The sequence below is a fragment of the Massilia sp. 01N417 genome, from assembly GCF_056399645.1.
Map to the genome: position 1 here is coordinate 202,242 of NZ_JBFTRS010000008.1, position 15,848 is coordinate 218,089.

Consider the following 15,848-nt stretch of genomic DNA (forward strand, 5'->3'; position numbering starts at 1 on the left):
GCCGCCTGTGTGACACTCGGCCGGATGACGTTCGATCTTGCACCACTGGCACCGTATATTGGCGACCTTGCAGCCGGCGCACGGCTGACCGCCCTCGCCTGCGCGCTGGCCCTGGCCGGCGGCCTGGCGCTGGGCATCGTCGCCGCCCTGATGCGCACGTCAGCCTTGCCGCCGGTCCGGCGCACGGCCGACATCTACGTCGACGTGTTCCGCAACGTTCCCTTCATCGTCCAGCTGTTCTTCCTGTTCTACGGGCTGCCCGAGATCGGCATCCGGCTGAGCGCCTTCGGCACCGGCGTGCTGGCGCTGTCGCTGGCGGGCGGCGCCTTCACGTCGGATGTGATCCGTTCCGGCATCCTGGCGATCGAACCGGGCGTGCTGGAGGCGGCCCAGGTCGGCGGCCTGTCGCGGCTCGCCATCTACCGCCGCATCGTGCTGCCCATTGCGCTGCGCAGCGCCGTGCGCCCGCTCGGATCGGTGTTCGTGAACCTGGTCTTGACCTCGTCGATCCTGTCGGCGATCACCCTCAATGAGCTGACCGGCAGCGCCAAGATCGTCGCCTCGGACACCTTCCAGCCCTTCGAGGTGTATGCGGTTCTTCTGCTGATCTATGCGGTGATGACCTGGCTGGTCTCGCTGTCCAGCGCGGCATTGCACCGGCGCCTGAATCGGCGAATGAACTGAAAGCGGGGCTGATGCGACACACCGATTTCACCCCGCATGACCTGGTCCTGCTGCTGCAGAGCCTCGGCGTCTCGGTCGCGCTGTTCGCCGCCACCACCGCCATCGGCCTGGCGATCGGCCTCGCCTGGGCGATGCTGCGCTATTACCGCACGCCGCTGCTGTCGCCCCTGGCCGCCCTGCTTGCCGAGCTGCTGAAGAATTCGCCGGTGCTGGTGCAGCTCTTCCTGGTGTTCTTCGGCCTGCCGGTCCTGCTGGAAACGGAGCTGACGCCGGTGCAGGCCGCCCTCATCACGCTGTCCGGGAATACGGCGGCCTTCATCTATGTGATCGCGGTGTCCGCCATCGAATCGGTGGGACGCGACCAGCTGGAGGCGGCGCGCGTCTTCGGCCTGGGCCGCTGGCAGATCCTGCGCCGCATCGTCGCGCCGCAGGCGGCCGCTTTCGCACTCGGTCCGCTGACCGGGCTGCTGGTCAACCAGCTGCAGGTGACCTCGTTGATCTCGGTGATCGGCGTGGTCGACCTGACCAAGGCGGGCGCGATCCTGAACCTGCGCACCTTGAAGCCCTTCATGGTCTGGACCGTGATCGGCCTGCTGTACTACCTGATCGCGCGCCTGATCGCCAAGGCCTGCGCCCGCGTCGAGACGCGCCTGCGCGCGCATAGTGAATGGAAGGGTTTATAGCGTGATTCATATCGAAGGCGCGGCCAAGCGCTTCGGCGGCAACACGGTACTCGACGGCGTCGACCTGCGCATCGCGCCGGGTGAAGTGGTGTCCATCCTCGGCGCCAGCGGCTCCGGCAAGTCGACCTTGATCCGCTGCATCAACGGCCTCGAAAAGCTCGATGGCGGCATGATTTCCGTCGACGGACACCGGGTCGACGATCCGAAACAGCTGCAGCTTGCGCGCCGCTGCTGCGGCACCGTGTTCCAGCTGTTTAATCTCTACCCGCACATGACGGCGCTGCGGAACATCACGCTGGCGCCGATCGAAGTCCTGAAAGTACCGCGCCGCCAGGCCGAGGACGAGGCGCGCGCGCTGCTGGCCTCCGTCGGCCTGCTCGAGCGCGCGGACGCCTATCCGGCCCAGCTCTCCGGCGGCCAGCGCCAGCGCGTGGGCATCTGCCGCGCGCTGGCGATGAAGCCGCGCTACCTGTTGCTGGACGAAGTCACCAGCGCGCTCGATCCCGAAATGACGGCCGACGTGCTGTCCATCCTCGCCAAACTGGCGGCGAACGGGACGACGATGCTGTTCGTGACCCATGAAATCGAGTTCGCGCGCCGGATCTCCAGCCGCATCGTGTTCCTCGAGCGTGGCCGGCTGCTGGCCGACCTGCCGACGGCGCAATTCTTCGCCGAGGACGGCGGTCTGGCGCGGCCGCGCATCGCCCAATTTTTATCGAAAATGAGCAAGTCATGAGAATGTTGTTAGCGAACGCCGAAGCCTGGCCCGGCTTCGAGACCTCGGTCGATCTCCTGAAGCAGGGTCAGGGAAGCATCGACGCCATGGTCGGCGGCATCGCCAGGGTCGAGCGCGAAGCCAGGGTGCGCAGCGTCGGTTACGGCGGCTGGCCGAACATGATCGGCGAGATGGAGTTCGACGCCGGCGTCATGGACGGCACCACGCGCGACGTCGGCGCGGTCGGCGCGGTCCCGGGCACCCTGCCCGTCTCCAGGCTGGCCCACGAAGTCATGAAGCACCTGCCGCACGTGATGCTGACCGGTCCAGGTGCCCGCCGCTTCGCCACCGAACGCGGCTTCGAGGTCGACGAGGTCCTGCACCCGGACAGCAAGCGGGTCTGGTGGGAGCGTCTGCAGAAGGAGATGACGCCGGAACAGCTGGCCGCCTTTCCCGATATTCCGCTGGCCCCGCTCAGCAATACCATCACCGATCCCGAACGCGTGCGCGACACCACGGTCTTCCTGGGCCGCGACGCCGGCGACAATATCGGCGTCGTCACCTCAACCTCCGGCTGGGCGTGGAAGTATCCGGGGCGCCTGGGCGATTCGCCGATTCCCGGCGCCGGCTTCTACGCGGACAGCCGCTACGGCGCCGCGGCCTGCACCCACACCGGCGAAATGACGATGCGCTGCGGGACCTCGCGCAGCATCGTGCTGGCGCTGCGCCTCGGCCACGGACTGGAGGACGCGGTCAAGCTGGCGGTGGAGGAACTGGCGGAGCTGAAGACCGGCTTCCTGGCCGGCGTCGTCATCCACGCGATGGACGCCAAAGGCAATCACCAGGTGGTCAACTACCGCTGCGACGAAGAGATACGCTATTGGTACTGGGACGAACGCATGAGCGCGCCGGAGCTGCGCGTCGCGTCCATCCTCAAACCCTGAAAGGACAGAACATGCAGCCAATCCTGACACGCTGTGCCGCCGCCGCGGTATTGATGCTGGCCGCCAGCGCCGCCATGGCCGGCCGCATCGAAGACATCAAGGCGCGCGGCTACGTGCGCATCGGCGTCTCGCTGGGCGGCGAACCGGTGGGTTTTCGCAACGCCAGCAATGAGCCGGTCGGCTATGACGTCGACGTCGCCAAGGCGCTGGCCGCCAAGCTCGGGGTGCCGGTGCGCTTCTCGGACGTCTCCAGCGACGCCCGCATCTCGATGCTGATGTCGAAGCAGCTCGACCTGGTGGTCGCGAACGTCTCGATCACGCCGCAACGCGCGCGCGTGGTGGATTTTTCGGTCCCCTACAATGTGGCCGGGCTGCGCGTGATCGCGCAGAAGAGCGCCCACGTCAAGACGCTGGCGGACCTGAACGGCAAGCGCGTCGTGGTCGGCCGCGGCACCACGGCCGACGCCTTCCTGCGCAAATCGGCGCCGCAAGCCGTGCCGGTCTATACCGACAACTTCGCGCCGGACGGCGTCCTGCTGCTGCAGCAGAAGCGCGTCGACGCGGGTATCGAGGATGCCTCGCTGCTCGATTACCTGGCCGGCAAGAACGAGCAGCTCGAGACCCTGCCGACGATGTACGGCAATACGCCGATCGGGATTGCGATGGCCAAGGGCGATCCGGCGATGCTGAAGTTCGTGAACGGGTTCGTGGCGGATTACATCAAGTCCGGTGCGTACGCCGCCAACTACAGGAAATGGTGGGGTGCCAGGGCGGTGCCGCCGGTGCTGACGGCGCAGTGACGGCGCAGTGACGGCACAGTGATGGCGGAAACGTAAGGCCGGCGCAACATGCCGTGATGCGTCACGAAAATGACGAGCCGCACGCTGGGCAGCTCGGCCTTATGCATGTACGATATGCGCTATTCAAACCGATTTCAGAATAGCCATGATCAGCTCCCCGTTCCGCCACGCTTTCGCCATCGCCGCACTCGCCGCCGCCTGCGCCATCCCCGCCCACGCCGACAGCGTCACTTCCTCCGCCTCCAGCGCCGGCTCGGCCTCCAGCGCCAGCATCTCCGATTCGATCGGCGGCTCCAGCAACAGCTCGAACCGCGACCGCCGCGTCACCGCCGGCGATTACAAGGTGATCGACATCGCCCAGGCGCCAGGCAAGTCCGAGACCACGCGCCTGACCCTGCGTCCGGTCGCCGGTACGCCGGCCCAGGAATTCACCCTCGACGTGCCGAACCGCGCCCTGGCTGCGCGTGCCGTCGATGCCGGCGCCATCGTCCACGTGAACGAACGCGTGTACGGCTACGAGTTCGCCTACGCGGATACCAGGCAGCCCTTCTTCCTGGCCCTGCAGGACGACTGGTACCGCGAACTGGGTTCGCGCCAGGTCACCATCTGATGTTCTCTCGGCTCGCGGCTGCAGCCTTGGCCGCGTTGAGCCTGGGCGCGAGCGCAAGCGCCTGGGCCGGCATGCCGGTGTTCTGCGAGCGCGGCAAGGAAGTCGGCGCCGCCGACCAGGACCGCGTGCTGCGCTTTGCCGGTACCGTCAAGCGGGAACTGGAAAACTCCGGTGAAGGCGTCGCGCTGATATCGCGTGCGGGCCTGGACCTGAGCCGCTTCAAGCTGCTGTATTCGCACGCCGGCGTCGCGCTGAAGGATGACGCGGACGGCGCCTGGACCGTGCGCCAGCTGTACTACGCCTGCGACGAAGCGCGTCCGCGCCTGTTCGACCAGGGCGTGGCCGGTTTCGCGCTGGGCGCCGACGCGCCGGGGCAGGGTCACGTCTCGCTGGTTTTCCTCGACGGCGACAACGGCGCGCGGCTGCAGCAGGCCGCGCGCGACAAGCCGCTGGCGCTGGCCCTGCTGGCCGGGCGCTACAGCGCGAATGCCTACGCCTTCGGCACCCGCTACCAGAACTGCAACCAGTGGGTGGCCGAGATCCTGGCCAGCGCCTGGGGCGGGCTCCGCGAGCGGCAGTCCGCGCGCGAACGTGCCCAGTCCTGGCTGCGCGAGCAGGGTTACACGGCCGGGCCGGTGAAGGTGCCGTCGCACTGGCTGATGTTCGCCGGCCAGTTCGTGCCGCTGCTGCACGTGGACGACCACCCGGTCGAGGATATCTATGCGCTGGCACTGCACGTCAGCGTGCCCTCGTCGATCGAGGACTTCGTTCGCCGCCGTGCGCCGCAAGCCCGGAGGATCGAGCTGTGCCACGACCGCCGCCACATCGTCGTGCACCGCGGCTGGGAAGCCCTGGGGCCGGGATGCACACCGATGTCGGACGATGAAGTGATTCCTTTCGAATCCTGAAGAATTAATGTGATGCATCACAAGAACATCGCCGCCATGCTTGCCGCCTCCCTGACGCTTGCCGCCGGTTCCGCACCGGCCGCGCCGCTGCCCGAACCCCAGGCGGCGGCCCTGACGCGCCGGTTGCAAGCCATTGCGGACGATCCCGCCATGCCGCTCCCGGGCCTGTCGGTGGTCGCGATCCGCCACGGCGAGATCGTCTACCGCCGGCATTTCGGCAGCAAGCGTCTCGCCGGCGCCGGCAAGCCCGCCCATCCGATCGACGACGACACCCTGTTCCGCGTCGCCTCGGTCTCGAAGTTCGTGACGGCGCTGGGCGCGATGAAGCTGGCCGAGCAAGGCAAGCTCCAGCTCGACGCGGACATTGGCGACACCCTCGGCTACCGCCTGCGCAATCCGCATTTTCCCGACCAGCCCATCACCCTGCGCATGCTGCTCACGCACACGTCCTCGCTGCGCGACGACGGCGGCTTCAAGTTCGCGCCGGAAGTCGACCTGAAGGAGGTCCTGCTGCCGGGCGGGCGCCATTACGGCAAGGGCGCGATGTGGGACGGCGCGCATGCGCCCGGCGCCTGGTTCGAGTACGTGAATTTCAACTGGGGCCTGATCGCGACGGTGATGGAGGCCGCCACCGGCGAGCGTTTCGACCGCCTGATGCGCAGGCTGGTCTTCGATCCGATGGATCTGAAGGCCGGCTTCTACCTGGCCGATTTTGCCCCGGCGAGGATCGACGACGTCGCGACCCTGTACCGCAAGCGCGAAAAAGACGGCGACGAGGCCTGGGACCCGACAGGTCCGTGGATTGCCCAGGCCGACGATTTCGGCAACGAAGCGCCAGCCGCGCCGCCGGGGCTCGCTGCCTACAAGGCAGGCGGCAACGGCACGATCTTCGGTCCGCAGGGCAGCCTGCGGATCTCGACCGGCGAGCTGGCGCAGATCATGCTGATGCTGATGCGGCGCGGCCAGTTCAAGGGCAAGCAGATCCTGGCGCCGCAGACGATCGACACCATGTTCAGCCGCCAGTGGACCCTGCATGCGGGTGGCGCGAACGGCAGCGCCAACGGCGACGGCGGCAGCTATCGCGGCCTCTACCACGCCTGGGGACTGGGCAACCAGCAATTTACCGATACCAGCATCGTCAAGGACGGCCATGCCGGCGGCGACCGCCTGGTCGAGGGCGGCGGCTTCAAGGGTGTCGGCCATCTCGGCTGGTCCTGGGGCCTGAATGCGCTATTCGTCTTCGACCCGACGACGAATGACGGCATGATCTACGTGAGTACCGGCGTCGGCGCCGATCCGGACCGGCAGCCCGGCCGCTTCTCGTCCGAGGCGCGCTTCCAGGAACGCATCACGCATGCCTTGTACTGCGGTGCGATCGTGACGGGTCACGGAATGTCGCAGTGCAGCTTGCCTTAACGTAACGCATCACGAATAATCCGATCTTTCTGTCAAGCGCTCACATCCATGAAACAAGCGGAAGACCAACGCACCATCGAACTGGCTCTCGAGGCCGCCACGGCCCGCAAGCGCGGCCGCCCGCCCAAGGCCGACAAGCTCAGCGACGCCGAGCGGGCCCGCCGCTACCGGGCACGCCAGAAGATGATGCCGAAGGACGACTGGAACTATGAGCAATTGACCGCCCTCACCCGTGCCGAGATCCTGCGCCTGACGGATGGCGCGGCCGCCAAGCCGGCTTCCGAGGGCGAACTGGTGGCCAACTGGGCCTACGGCATGTTCCTGCTGTGGGACCGCACCACGGCCCAATGCCAGCGTGCGGACGATCGCAGCGAATTACTGGCGATGGTCAGTCCCTGACATGTGAACTTCCGAACAGACGGCGCCGCGCGACGGTCATACGCTGGCGGCTTCGCGCGTGCGACGGCGCGTCACGGAGGGCCACCAGAATGGACAAGGAAGGCAGCAGCCACGAACCGAACATGCCATCCGGCGGATGGGGTTCCCTGAAGGAAGTCGGCAGCATCCTGCTCGAAGAAAGGGTGCCGCCACAGCGCGCCGCACTCCTGCTCAAGCAGAACAAGCCCGACGGTTTTGCCTGCGTCAGCTGCTCGTGGGCCAAGCCGGCGCATCCGCATCCGGCGGAATTCTGCGAGAGCGGCGCCAAGGCAACGGCCTGGGAAATCACCAGCAAGCACATCCACGCGGATTTCTTCGCCCGCCACACGGTACGCGAGCTCGAACGCTGGCATGACCACGACCTCGAAGACGCCGGCCGCCTGACGGTGCCGCTGCGCTACGACGCCGCATCGGACAAGTATGTCGAGATTTCCTGGGATCAGGCTTTCAGCGAGATCGGCGCCGCGCTGCGCAAGCTGGACCCGAAGAGCGTGGTGTTCTACAGCTCCGGCCGCGCCTCGCTGGAAACGTCCTATATGTACCAGCTGCTGGCACGCATGTACGGCAACAACAATCTGCCGGACAGCTCGAATATGTGTCACGAAAGCACCTCGGTCGCGCTACCGAAAAGCATCGGCGTGCCGATCGGCACCGTGGTCCTGGACGATTTCGCGCGCACCGACTGCATCTTTTTCTTTGGCCAGAACGTGGGCGTGAACAGCCCGCGCATGCTGCACCAGCTGCAGGACGCGCGCAAGCGGGGCGTGCCCATCATCACCTTCAATCCGCTGCGCGAACGCGGCCTGGTCAGCTTCATCAACCCGCAATCGCCGACCGAGATGCTGACCCACCATGAAACGGCGATCAGCACCCAGTACCACCAGGTCAAGGCGGGCGGCGACACGGCCGCACTGATGGGCCTGTGCAAGGCCGTGCTCGAGGCGGACGACGCCGCCGCCAAGCAGGGCAAGGAAGCGGCGCTCGACCACGCCTTCATCGCCGAGCACACCCACGGCCTCGACGCATTCGCGGACAAGGTGCGCGCCACGAGCTGGCAGGAGATCGAGCAGGAGTCCGGCCTCGACCGCGCGGACATCCGCGACGCCGCACGCGTCTACATGGCCTCGAATGCCGTGATCGGCGTCTACGGCATGGGTCTGACCCAGCACCGCAACGGCGTCCAGAACGTGCAGATGCTGGTCAACCTGCTCCTGCTGCGAGGGAATATCGGCAAGCCGGGCGCCGGCATCTGCCCGGTGCGCGGCCACTCCAATGTGCAGGGCCAGCGCACGGTCGGCATCACGGAAAAACCGGAGCTGGCGCCGCTCGACAAGTTGAAGGAACTGTACGGCTTCGAACCGCCGCGCGACAAGGGCATGAACACGGTCGAGGCCTGCAAGGGCATCCAGGACGGCAAGGTCAAGGCGCTGGTCAGCCTGGGCGGCAACCTGGTGCGGGCCGTGCCCGACCACGGCAAGATGGACGCCGCCTGGCGCGCGCTGCCGCTGACGGTGCTGGTCTCGACCAAACTCAATCGCAGCCACCTGGTGCATGGCCAGGCCGCCTACATCCTCCCATGCCTGGGCCGCATCGAGATCGACCGCCAGAACGGCGTCGAGCAGGCGGTGTCGATGGAAGACTCGACCGGCTGCATGCACGGTTCGCGCGGCATGGCCGAGCCGGCGGCGGACACGCTGCGGTCCGAACCGGCCATCGTCGCCGGCCTCGCCAAGGCGCTGCTCGAGCCGAACCCGAAGGTCGACTGGGACGCCTGGGTGGCCGACTACGGCAAGATCCGCGACGCCATCGCCGCCACCTACCCGGAAATCTTTCACGACTTCAATCAGCGCATGTGGACGCCGGGCGGCTTTCGCAAACCGGTGGCGGCCGCCAAGCGCAAGTGGAACACGCCGACCGGCAAGGCGAACTTCACGGTACCGGACAGCCTGACCGTCGATCCGGACCTGCCCGACCGCCCCGGCACCTTGCGCCTGTTCACGGTACGCAGCGACGGCCAGTTCAATACCACGATCTACAGCCTGGACGACCGTTTCCGCGGCGTCGAAGGCGACCGCATGGTGGTGTTCATGTCGAAGGCCGACATGGAAGCGCGCGGCCTGGAAGACGGCGTCCGCGTCAGCGCCCATACCGTCACCGACGATGGCGTCGAGCGCCGCGTGGATGGCCTGAAGGTGATGGAATACCCGATACCGCCGGGCTGCATCGCCGGCTACTATCCCGAATGCAATCCGCTGATCCCGCTGTGGCACCATGCGAAGGAGAGTTTCGTGCCGGCGGCCAAGTCGATTGCGGTGCGGATCGAAGCGGCACATTCAAAGGAGGCATCATGAGCAAGCTGGACCAGGAAGACCGGAACGAGATGTCCGGCCGTGAATTCGCGTTTCCCAAGCAACGCAAGGAGCCGCTGGAAGACGCGAGCCACGTGCGCAACGCCATTGCCCGCTTCGACCAGGTGGAGGGCGTGAGCGACCACGAACGGGACGAGGCCTGGACCCGGATCCGCGCGGCTGCCAAGAAATTCGGCGTCGAGGTCAACGAGAGCAGCTGGCGCGAACTCGGCAAGAACAAGAAACCCTAGCGCCGCGTTCGAGCAGCGGTGACATAAACCCTTGATCTGGCTATAATTTCCGCCTTTCGGTCCCCGCACCCGCGCCATTAGCCAGGAAAGCCCATGTCACTGCTCGCCCACCAGCTCGAACTGCTGTCCCCCGCCAAAACCGCCGAGATCGGCCGCGAAGCCATCCTGCACGGCGCCGACGCGGTGTACATCGGCGGCCCGGCCTTCGGCGCCCGCCACAATGCCAGCAATCCGCTGGAGGACATCGCGGGCCTGGTCGAGTTCGCGCACCGCTATCGTTCGCGCATCTTCGTGACCATGAACACGATCATGCACGATGCCGAGCTCGAAACCGCCCGGCAGCAGATCTGGCAGCTCTACGACGCCGGCGTCGACGCCCTGATCATCCAGGACATGGGCCTGCTGGAGCTGGACCTGCCGCCGATCCAGATGCACGCCTCGACCCAGTGCGACATCCGCACGGTCGAGAAGGCGAAGTTCCTGTCCCAGGTCGGCTTCTCCCAGCTGGTGCTGGCGCGCGAACTGACCATCGAACAGATCAAGGCGGTGCGCGCGCAGGTCGACACGCCGCTCGAATACTTCATCCACGGCGCCCTGTGTGTGGCCTTCTCGGGCCAGTGCTATATCTCGCACGCCGACAACGGCCGCAGCGCCAACCGCGGCGACTGCTCGCAAGCCTGCCGCCTGCCCTACACGCTGTCCGACGGCCAGGGCCGCGTGGTCGCCTTCGAAAAGCACCTGCTGTCGATGAAGGACAACGACCAGAGCCGCAACCTGGAAGCCCTGGTCGACGCCGGCATCCGCTCCTTCAAGATCGAGGGACGCTACAAGGACATGGGCTATGTGAAGAACATCACCGCCCACTACCGCCTGTTGCTGGACGAGATCCTGGAGCGCCGCCCGGAACTGGCGCGCGCCTCCAGCGGGCGGACCGAGGTGCTGTTCACCCCGGATATCGACAAGAACTTCCACCGCGGCCATACCGATTACTTCGCCCAGGGCCGCCAGCAGACCATCGGCGCCTTCGATACGCCCAAGTACGTGGGCGTGGAGCTGGGGACCGTCGCGCGCATCGGCGGCGACAATTTCGACCTGGTGACCAACGAGCCGATGGCGAATGGCGACGGCCTGAACTACATGCTCAAGCGCGAGACGGTCGGCATCCAGGCGAACACCGTGCAGAAGCTGGGCGAGGATGCCGAGGGCCAGCGCTGGCGCGTGTTCCCGAACGAGCCGGTATCGAGCCTGGCGGGCTTGAAAGTGGGCACCGTCATCAGCCGCAACCGCGACCACCAGTGGGAAGCGGCGCTGACCAAGAAATCGTCGGAACGCCGGGTGGCGGTCGAGCTGAAATTGTCGGAATTGCCGAACGGGCTGCGCCTGAGTATTACGGACGAAGATGGCGTCGAAAGCCATCGCGATGCCGCGCTGGCGCTGCAGCCGGCCCAGCAGGCGGAACAGGCCGAAGCCGGCTTGCGCACCAGCCTGGGCAAGCTCGGCAACACGATGTTCGAAGCGCGCAGCATCGACCTGCAGTTGTCGCAGCCCTGGTTCGTGCCGTCCAGCGCCATCAACGCGCTGCGCCGCGACGCGATTGCCGCCCACGAAGCGGCGCGCCTGGCGAGCTGGCAGCGCCCCGAGCGCGCCCAGCCGGCCGAGCCGCCGGCGGTCTATCCGGAGGCCCAGCTCAGCTACCTGGCCAACGTCTACAACGAGAAGGCGCGCGCCTTCTACCACAAGCACGGCGTGCAGCTGATCGCCGCCGCCTACGAGGCGCACGAGGAGCCGGGCGAAGTCTCGCTGATGATCACCAAGCACTGCCTGCGCTTCTCCTTCAACCTCTGCCCGAAACAGGCCAAGGGCGTGCAAGGCGTGCAGGGCCAGGTCAAGGCCGAACCGATGACCCTGGTCAGCGGCGAGGAACGCTATACCCTGAAGTTCGACTGCAAGCCCTGCGAGATGCACATCATCGGCGCGATGAAACCGCACATCCTGAACTCGCCGCCGCCTTCGGCCATTCCCTACAGCCCGCTGGTGTTCCACCGCACGCGCCCGCGCGCCTGAAGCAATGTCAGGCGCATCATGAGCCCCTGCACTAGCCTCAGGGGCGCCATGAGGCCATTTCAGGGGCTCACCAGCTCGGTGTGCCCGAAACCCTTCGAGTAGTCGATCACCGACACCATCTGCGGCCGGATCCGCACGAAGGCGACTTCGTGCGCCATGTCCGGCCCGCACCATTCCTCCACCGCCGGAAAACGCTGCTCCAGGCAGGCGGCGGCCGTCGCCGCTTCCTGCGGGTCGTCCAGCAGCTCGGCGGTGGCGCTCATCGACAGGCCGCGGATCTCGCGCCAGTCGTGGTACGGCAGGTTCACCGTCAGCGACACCTTGCTGTTGCGGCGGATGTTCTCCGCCTTCTGGCTGGCCTTGCCGATGCCCACGAAGATCGTCATGTCCCGGTGGGCGAAGCTGACGGTGGTCGCCTGCGGATAGCCATCCGGGCGAATGGTCGCGAGCGTCAGGTCCTGTGCGGTGTCCAGCACCCGCAGGACGAAGTCGTTCTGTATCTTATCCATCACACTTCCTTCACAACTCGGCGGCCGGTGGCGCGCTGCCAACGGTCGGATTTGTAACCACAAGATACCAACAGGAAATCTCGCCTCCTGGTGAGTTTGTGCTTCTTCCCCCTGCACGCGTGGATTGTATCGTCCGCCACCGTTCAGAAACGCGCGGCATAATATTGAATAAACGTCAATTGACGAAAGTTTATTTCCTATTGGCTATTGAACTACTCAATTTCTTACGGATAGTTACACTTGGCGGGACAGCTGGGCCGGTCTTCATGCACGTCAGCCGCGGTGAGAGACGGGCCGGCCGACCGCCTTACATGGAGGATAGATGGCACATAAACGCCTGCTGTGCATCGCCCCCGAGCATACGGATACCGGCACGATGCTGCGTGACACCATGCCGGACTGGGAGATCTGCAGCGTCACGAGCCTCGCCGAAGCCGGGCGGGAACTACGAAACAGCCACTACCTGGTCGGTCTGCTGGTCCATGACCGCGAACAGCAGCGCCCCAGCGAAGTAGACGGCTTCCTGCGCCGCCACAGCCAGATGCAGTGGGTCGGTGTGTTCAATCCGCGCGACCTCGAGTCGACGCCGTGCCGCGACCTGGTGGTCGAACACCTGTGCGACTACCACACCGCGCCGGTGGATCCACTGCGCCTGTCGCACACCCTCGGCCACGCCCATGGCTGGGCGATGTTGAAGCGCCGCCGCCAGCAGCTGATCGACCATGCCCACGCCGACTCGCCGCTGATCGGCCATTGCGATGCGATCGTGCGCCTGCGGGCCCAGGTCGACCGCGTGGCCAAGGTGGCGGCGCCGGTGCTGATCTGGGGCGAAAGCGGCAGCGGCAAGGAGCTGACCGCCCAGGCCATCCACGCCCAGTCCGAGCGCGCCGGCGGCCCCTTCGTGCCGATCAATTGCGGGGCGATCGCGCCCACCCTGATCCAGTCGGAGCTGTTCGGCTACGAGCGCGGCGCCTTTACCGGCGCCACCCGCGGCAAGGCCGGGCTGATCGAATCCGCCGACGGCGGCACCCTGTTCCTCGACGAGATCGGCGACCTGCCCAAGGAACTGCAGGCCAACCTGTTGCGCTTCCTGCAGGAGAAGACCATCTGCCGGCTCGGCAGCACCCGCCAGATCCGCGTCGACGTGCGCGTCATCGCCGCCTCCCACGTACAGCTGCAGCAGGCGGTGAACGCGGGCGACTTCCGCGAAGACCTGTACTACCGCCTGGCGGTGCTGCCGGTGACGGTGCCGCCGCTGCGCGAGCGGCGCGAGGATATCGTCGCGCTGGCGGAGCACTTCTTCCTCATGTACTCGAGCGAGAAGGCGCCGCGCCTGAAGGGCTTCTCGGACCGCGCGATCGCCGCCATCCTCGACCACGACTGGCCGGGCAACGTGCGCGAACTGATCAACCGGGTCAGGCGCGCGCTGGTGATGTCCGACGGCCGCCTGATCACGCCGGAAGACCTCGGCCTGAGCCGCGGCATCCCGGCGCCGACCCCGGCCGCACTGGACGATGCCCGCATGCGTTCGGAGCGGGTCGCCCTGCGCGACTGCCTCGACCGCAGCGGCCAGAACGTCAGCCGCGCGGCGCGCGACCTGGGCGTGTCGCGCACCACGATGTATCGCTTGCTGAGCAAGCATGGAATGCGGCCGTGACGGCCTCACGCCTGTAACAGGAAGTGACACAGGTGTAAGCACTGGAAGGTACGTTGCCGTACCAAAGTTGACACCTCTGTACCAACGTTGAAACAGTTTGTCGTCAAATTCGGCAAATCGTGCCGGAGAAGAGCTGATCGCGTCGTAGGACGAAACGGACAAAGTCAACAAAAACAGAGACTTAGCGAACACTACAGTAAAGCTGGCATTGGTTGTGCATTAGACAAATGAGTCGGCGATACGGCCGACCTGTCACCAACCAATCAGACCCAGAGGGGAAATCGAATGAACAAGACTTTGCTCGTAACCGCCATCTCGCTCGCTTTCTCGCTGAGCGCGCAGGCCGATGATTCCGTTGTGGCCCGCGGCGGTAGCACTGCTACGCAGACTACGACTCGTACCAACACGACGAACAACACGGACAATAGCCAGTGGACGCAAACGAATACCGACAGCAGCAATCGCAGCAACAGCAGCCTCAATGGGTCGCAAAACGACAACAGCAACCGCAGCACCGACAACAGCAACAACAGCACCAACACCAGCGACAGCAGCAACCACAGCACCAACAACAGCAACAACTCCAGCGACAGCAGCAACAACAGCACCAACCGCACTCGTAATACCACGACCAACACCACGACCAACACCACCCGTGATTCGAACAACGACAACCGCAACATGAGCACGAATCACTCGAACAACACGAGCGATTCGCGCGACATGAGCATGCGTAATTCGAATAACGACAACCGCGACATGAGCACCACCGACAATTCGGACAACAGCACGCACGACAACCGCGACCAGAGCAACGGCAGGAACGGCGCCGCACGCGCTTCGGCTGCGGGCGCTGCTGCTTCGAATACCGGCAACGCGACTTCGAACCTGTCGAATGCCTATAACACCTCGACCGCGAACGCTACTTCGAATCTGACCGGCACCGTGGCTAACAACCATGTGAACGGCATCGGCAACGTCGCCAGGAACACCGGCGACGCCAACGKCGCCGGCGGCGACGGCGGTTCCGGCGCCCAGGGCTCGGCTGGCGGCGTGACCGCCACCGGCGGCGCGGGTGCCTCGGCAGGCAATGCCAACGGCGCCCGCGGCGCGGCTGGCGGCTATGCCACCAACGGCTCGGCCACTGCCGGCGGCGCCACCTCGGGCGGCTCGACCTCCGGCGCCGGCGGCGCAGGCGGCAGCAGCGCGGCATCGACCACCGGCGCCGGCGGTTCGGGCGGCTCGGGCGGCTACGGCGGYGCAGGCGGCGCGGGTGCGGCCGGCGGCGGCTCGTCGGCCTACGGCGGCTACGGCGGCGACAGCGGCAACGGCGGCCGGGCTTCGGGCGGCAATGGCGGCTATGCCGGCGGCAACTCGGGCGGCAACGGCGGCTACGCCGGCGGCGCATGGGCCGGCGACGGCGGTAACGGCGGCCGTACCGGCATGGCGAACGGCGGTGCGGGCGGCGACGGCGGTCGCGGTGCGGCAGGCGGCAGCGGCGGCACCGGCGGTGGAGGCGGCAATGGCGGCTACGCAGGTGCCGGCGGCAACGCCGGCAATGCCGGCTCGTCGACCGGCGACAACAGCGCCTCGAACGGCAATACCCGTGCCGGCGGCGGCTGGGCCTCGACCGGCGCAGGCGGCGCAGCCGGCGGCACCGACACCAACCCGGGCACCGGTGGCGCCAGCGGCGCTGCTACCGGCGGCTCGCATACCGCGACCGGCGGCACCGTGAGCTCGGGCGCCAACAGCTCGACCGCCGGCACCACCAGCGGCGGCGCGGCCGGCACCGGCGGCGCAGGCGGTGCAGGTGCTGCCGGC

At 66.6% G+C, this 15,848-nt stretch carries 15 protein-coding genes and 1 pseudogene; 14 read left to right on the forward strand and 2 right to left on the reverse strand.

Going from position 1 to position 15,848, the window contains the following annotated elements; genetic code table 11:
• Positions 1-24: 24 nt before the first annotated feature.
• The 12 genes from AC1DOQ_RS11500 to AC1DOQ_RS11555 all read left to right on the forward strand — a co-directional run bounded on the left by AC1DOQ_RS11500 (position 25) and on the right by AC1DOQ_RS11555 (position 11,861).
• A complete protein-coding gene (locus tag AC1DOQ_RS11500) occupies positions 25-684 on the forward strand; it encodes an amino acid ABC transporter permease (protein WP_477363547.1) in 660 nt (219 codons plus the stop codon).
• Positions 685-695: 11 nt separating this feature from the next.
• Complete coding sequence (locus tag AC1DOQ_RS11505) at positions 696-1,367, forward strand: amino acid ABC transporter permease (protein WP_477363550.1); 672 nt, start codon at positions 696-698, stop codon at positions 1,365-1,367.
• A gap of 1 nt (position 1,368) precedes the next feature.
• Positions 1,369-2,103, forward strand: coding sequence for an amino acid ABC transporter ATP-binding protein (locus AC1DOQ_RS11510; protein WP_477363553.1), 735 nt, complete (start codon positions 1,369-1,371; stop codon positions 2,101-2,103).
• Entirely contained in the window at positions 2,100-3,026 is a 927-nt protein-coding gene (locus AC1DOQ_RS11515) for a glycosylasparaginase (protein ID WP_477363556.1), read from the forward strand. Before AC1DOQ_RS11510 ends, AC1DOQ_RS11515 begins: the two co-directional genes overlap by 4 nt.
• Before the next feature lie 11 nt (positions 3,027-3,037).
• Positions 3,038-3,826 (forward strand): transporter substrate-binding domain-containing protein, encoded by a 789-nt coding sequence (locus AC1DOQ_RS11520; protein ID WP_477363559.1) that lies wholly within the window; start codon positions 3,038-3,040, stop codon positions 3,824-3,826.
• Between the two features lie 145 nt (positions 3,827-3,971).
• Positions 3,972-4,436, forward strand: a complete 465-nt coding sequence (locus AC1DOQ_RS11525; RefSeq protein ID WP_477363562.1) for a hypothetical protein — start codon at positions 3,972-3,974, stop codon at positions 4,434-4,436.
• Positions 4,436-5,344 (forward strand): DUF2145 domain-containing protein, encoded by a 909-nt coding sequence (locus tag AC1DOQ_RS11530; protein WP_477363564.1) that lies wholly within the window; start codon positions 4,436-4,438, stop codon positions 5,342-5,344. Before AC1DOQ_RS11525 ends, AC1DOQ_RS11530 begins: the two co-directional genes overlap by 1 nt.
• Positions 5,345-5,356: 12 nt before the next feature.
• Positions 5,357-6,760: a serine hydrolase domain-containing protein gene (locus AC1DOQ_RS11535; protein WP_477363567.1), complete on the forward strand. Its 1,404-nt coding sequence runs from the start codon at positions 5,357-5,359 to the stop codon at positions 6,758-6,760.
• A gap of 48 nt (positions 6,761-6,808) precedes the next feature.
• On the forward strand, positions 6,809-7,159 hold the full coding sequence (locus AC1DOQ_RS11540; RefSeq protein ID WP_477363570.1) for a hypothetical protein: 351 nt from the start codon (positions 6,809-6,811) through the stop codon (positions 7,157-7,159).
• Between the two features lie 89 nt (positions 7,160-7,248).
• On the forward strand, positions 7,249-9,549 hold the full coding sequence (locus tag AC1DOQ_RS11545; RefSeq protein WP_477363573.1) for an FdhF/YdeP family oxidoreductase: 2,301 nt from the start codon (positions 7,249-7,251) through the stop codon (positions 9,547-9,549).
• On the forward strand, positions 9,546-9,797 hold the full coding sequence (locus tag AC1DOQ_RS11550) for a DUF6582 domain-containing protein (RefSeq protein ID WP_477363575.1): 252 nt from the start codon (positions 9,546-9,548) through the stop codon (positions 9,795-9,797). Before AC1DOQ_RS11545 ends, AC1DOQ_RS11550 begins: the two co-directional genes overlap by 4 nt.
• A gap of 93 nt (positions 9,798-9,890) precedes the next feature.
• Complete coding sequence (locus AC1DOQ_RS11555; protein ID WP_477363578.1) at positions 9,891-11,861, forward strand: peptidase U32 family protein; 1,971 nt, start codon at positions 9,891-9,893, stop codon at positions 11,859-11,861.
• A 59-nt stretch (positions 11,862-11,920) separates the two neighbouring features.
• Here the strand turns inward: AC1DOQ_RS11555 and AC1DOQ_RS11560 are convergent, their stop codons facing one another.
• Complete coding sequence (locus AC1DOQ_RS11560; protein ID WP_477363581.1) at positions 11,921-12,370, reverse strand: pyridoxamine 5'-phosphate oxidase family protein; 450 nt, start codon at positions 12,368-12,370, stop codon at positions 11,921-11,923.
• Positions 12,371-12,692: 322 nt separating this feature from the next.
• Here AC1DOQ_RS11560 and AC1DOQ_RS11565 point away from each other — a divergent pair, with 322 nt between their 5' ends.
• On the forward strand, positions 12,693-14,027 hold the full coding sequence (locus AC1DOQ_RS11565) for a sigma-54 dependent transcriptional regulator (protein WP_477363584.1): 1,335 nt from the start codon (positions 12,693-12,695) through the stop codon (positions 14,025-14,027).
• A gap of 263 nt (positions 14,028-14,290) precedes the next feature.
• On the opposite strand, the gene AC1DOQ_RS11570 is transcribed toward AC1DOQ_RS11565, so the two are convergent.
• The gene (locus tag AC1DOQ_RS11570) at positions 14,291-14,716 is read right to left on the reverse strand and encodes a hypothetical protein (protein ID WP_477363587.1); all 426 of its coding nucleotides are present in this window, start codon (positions 14,714-14,716) and stop codon (positions 14,291-14,293) included.
• Here AC1DOQ_RS11570 and AC1DOQ_RS11575 point away from each other — a divergent pair.
• Positions 14,709-15,848: pseudogene (locus AC1DOQ_RS11575) on the forward strand (hypothetical protein); the annotation flags it as partial. The gene AC1DOQ_RS11570 and the pseudogene AC1DOQ_RS11575 overlap by 8 nt on opposite strands.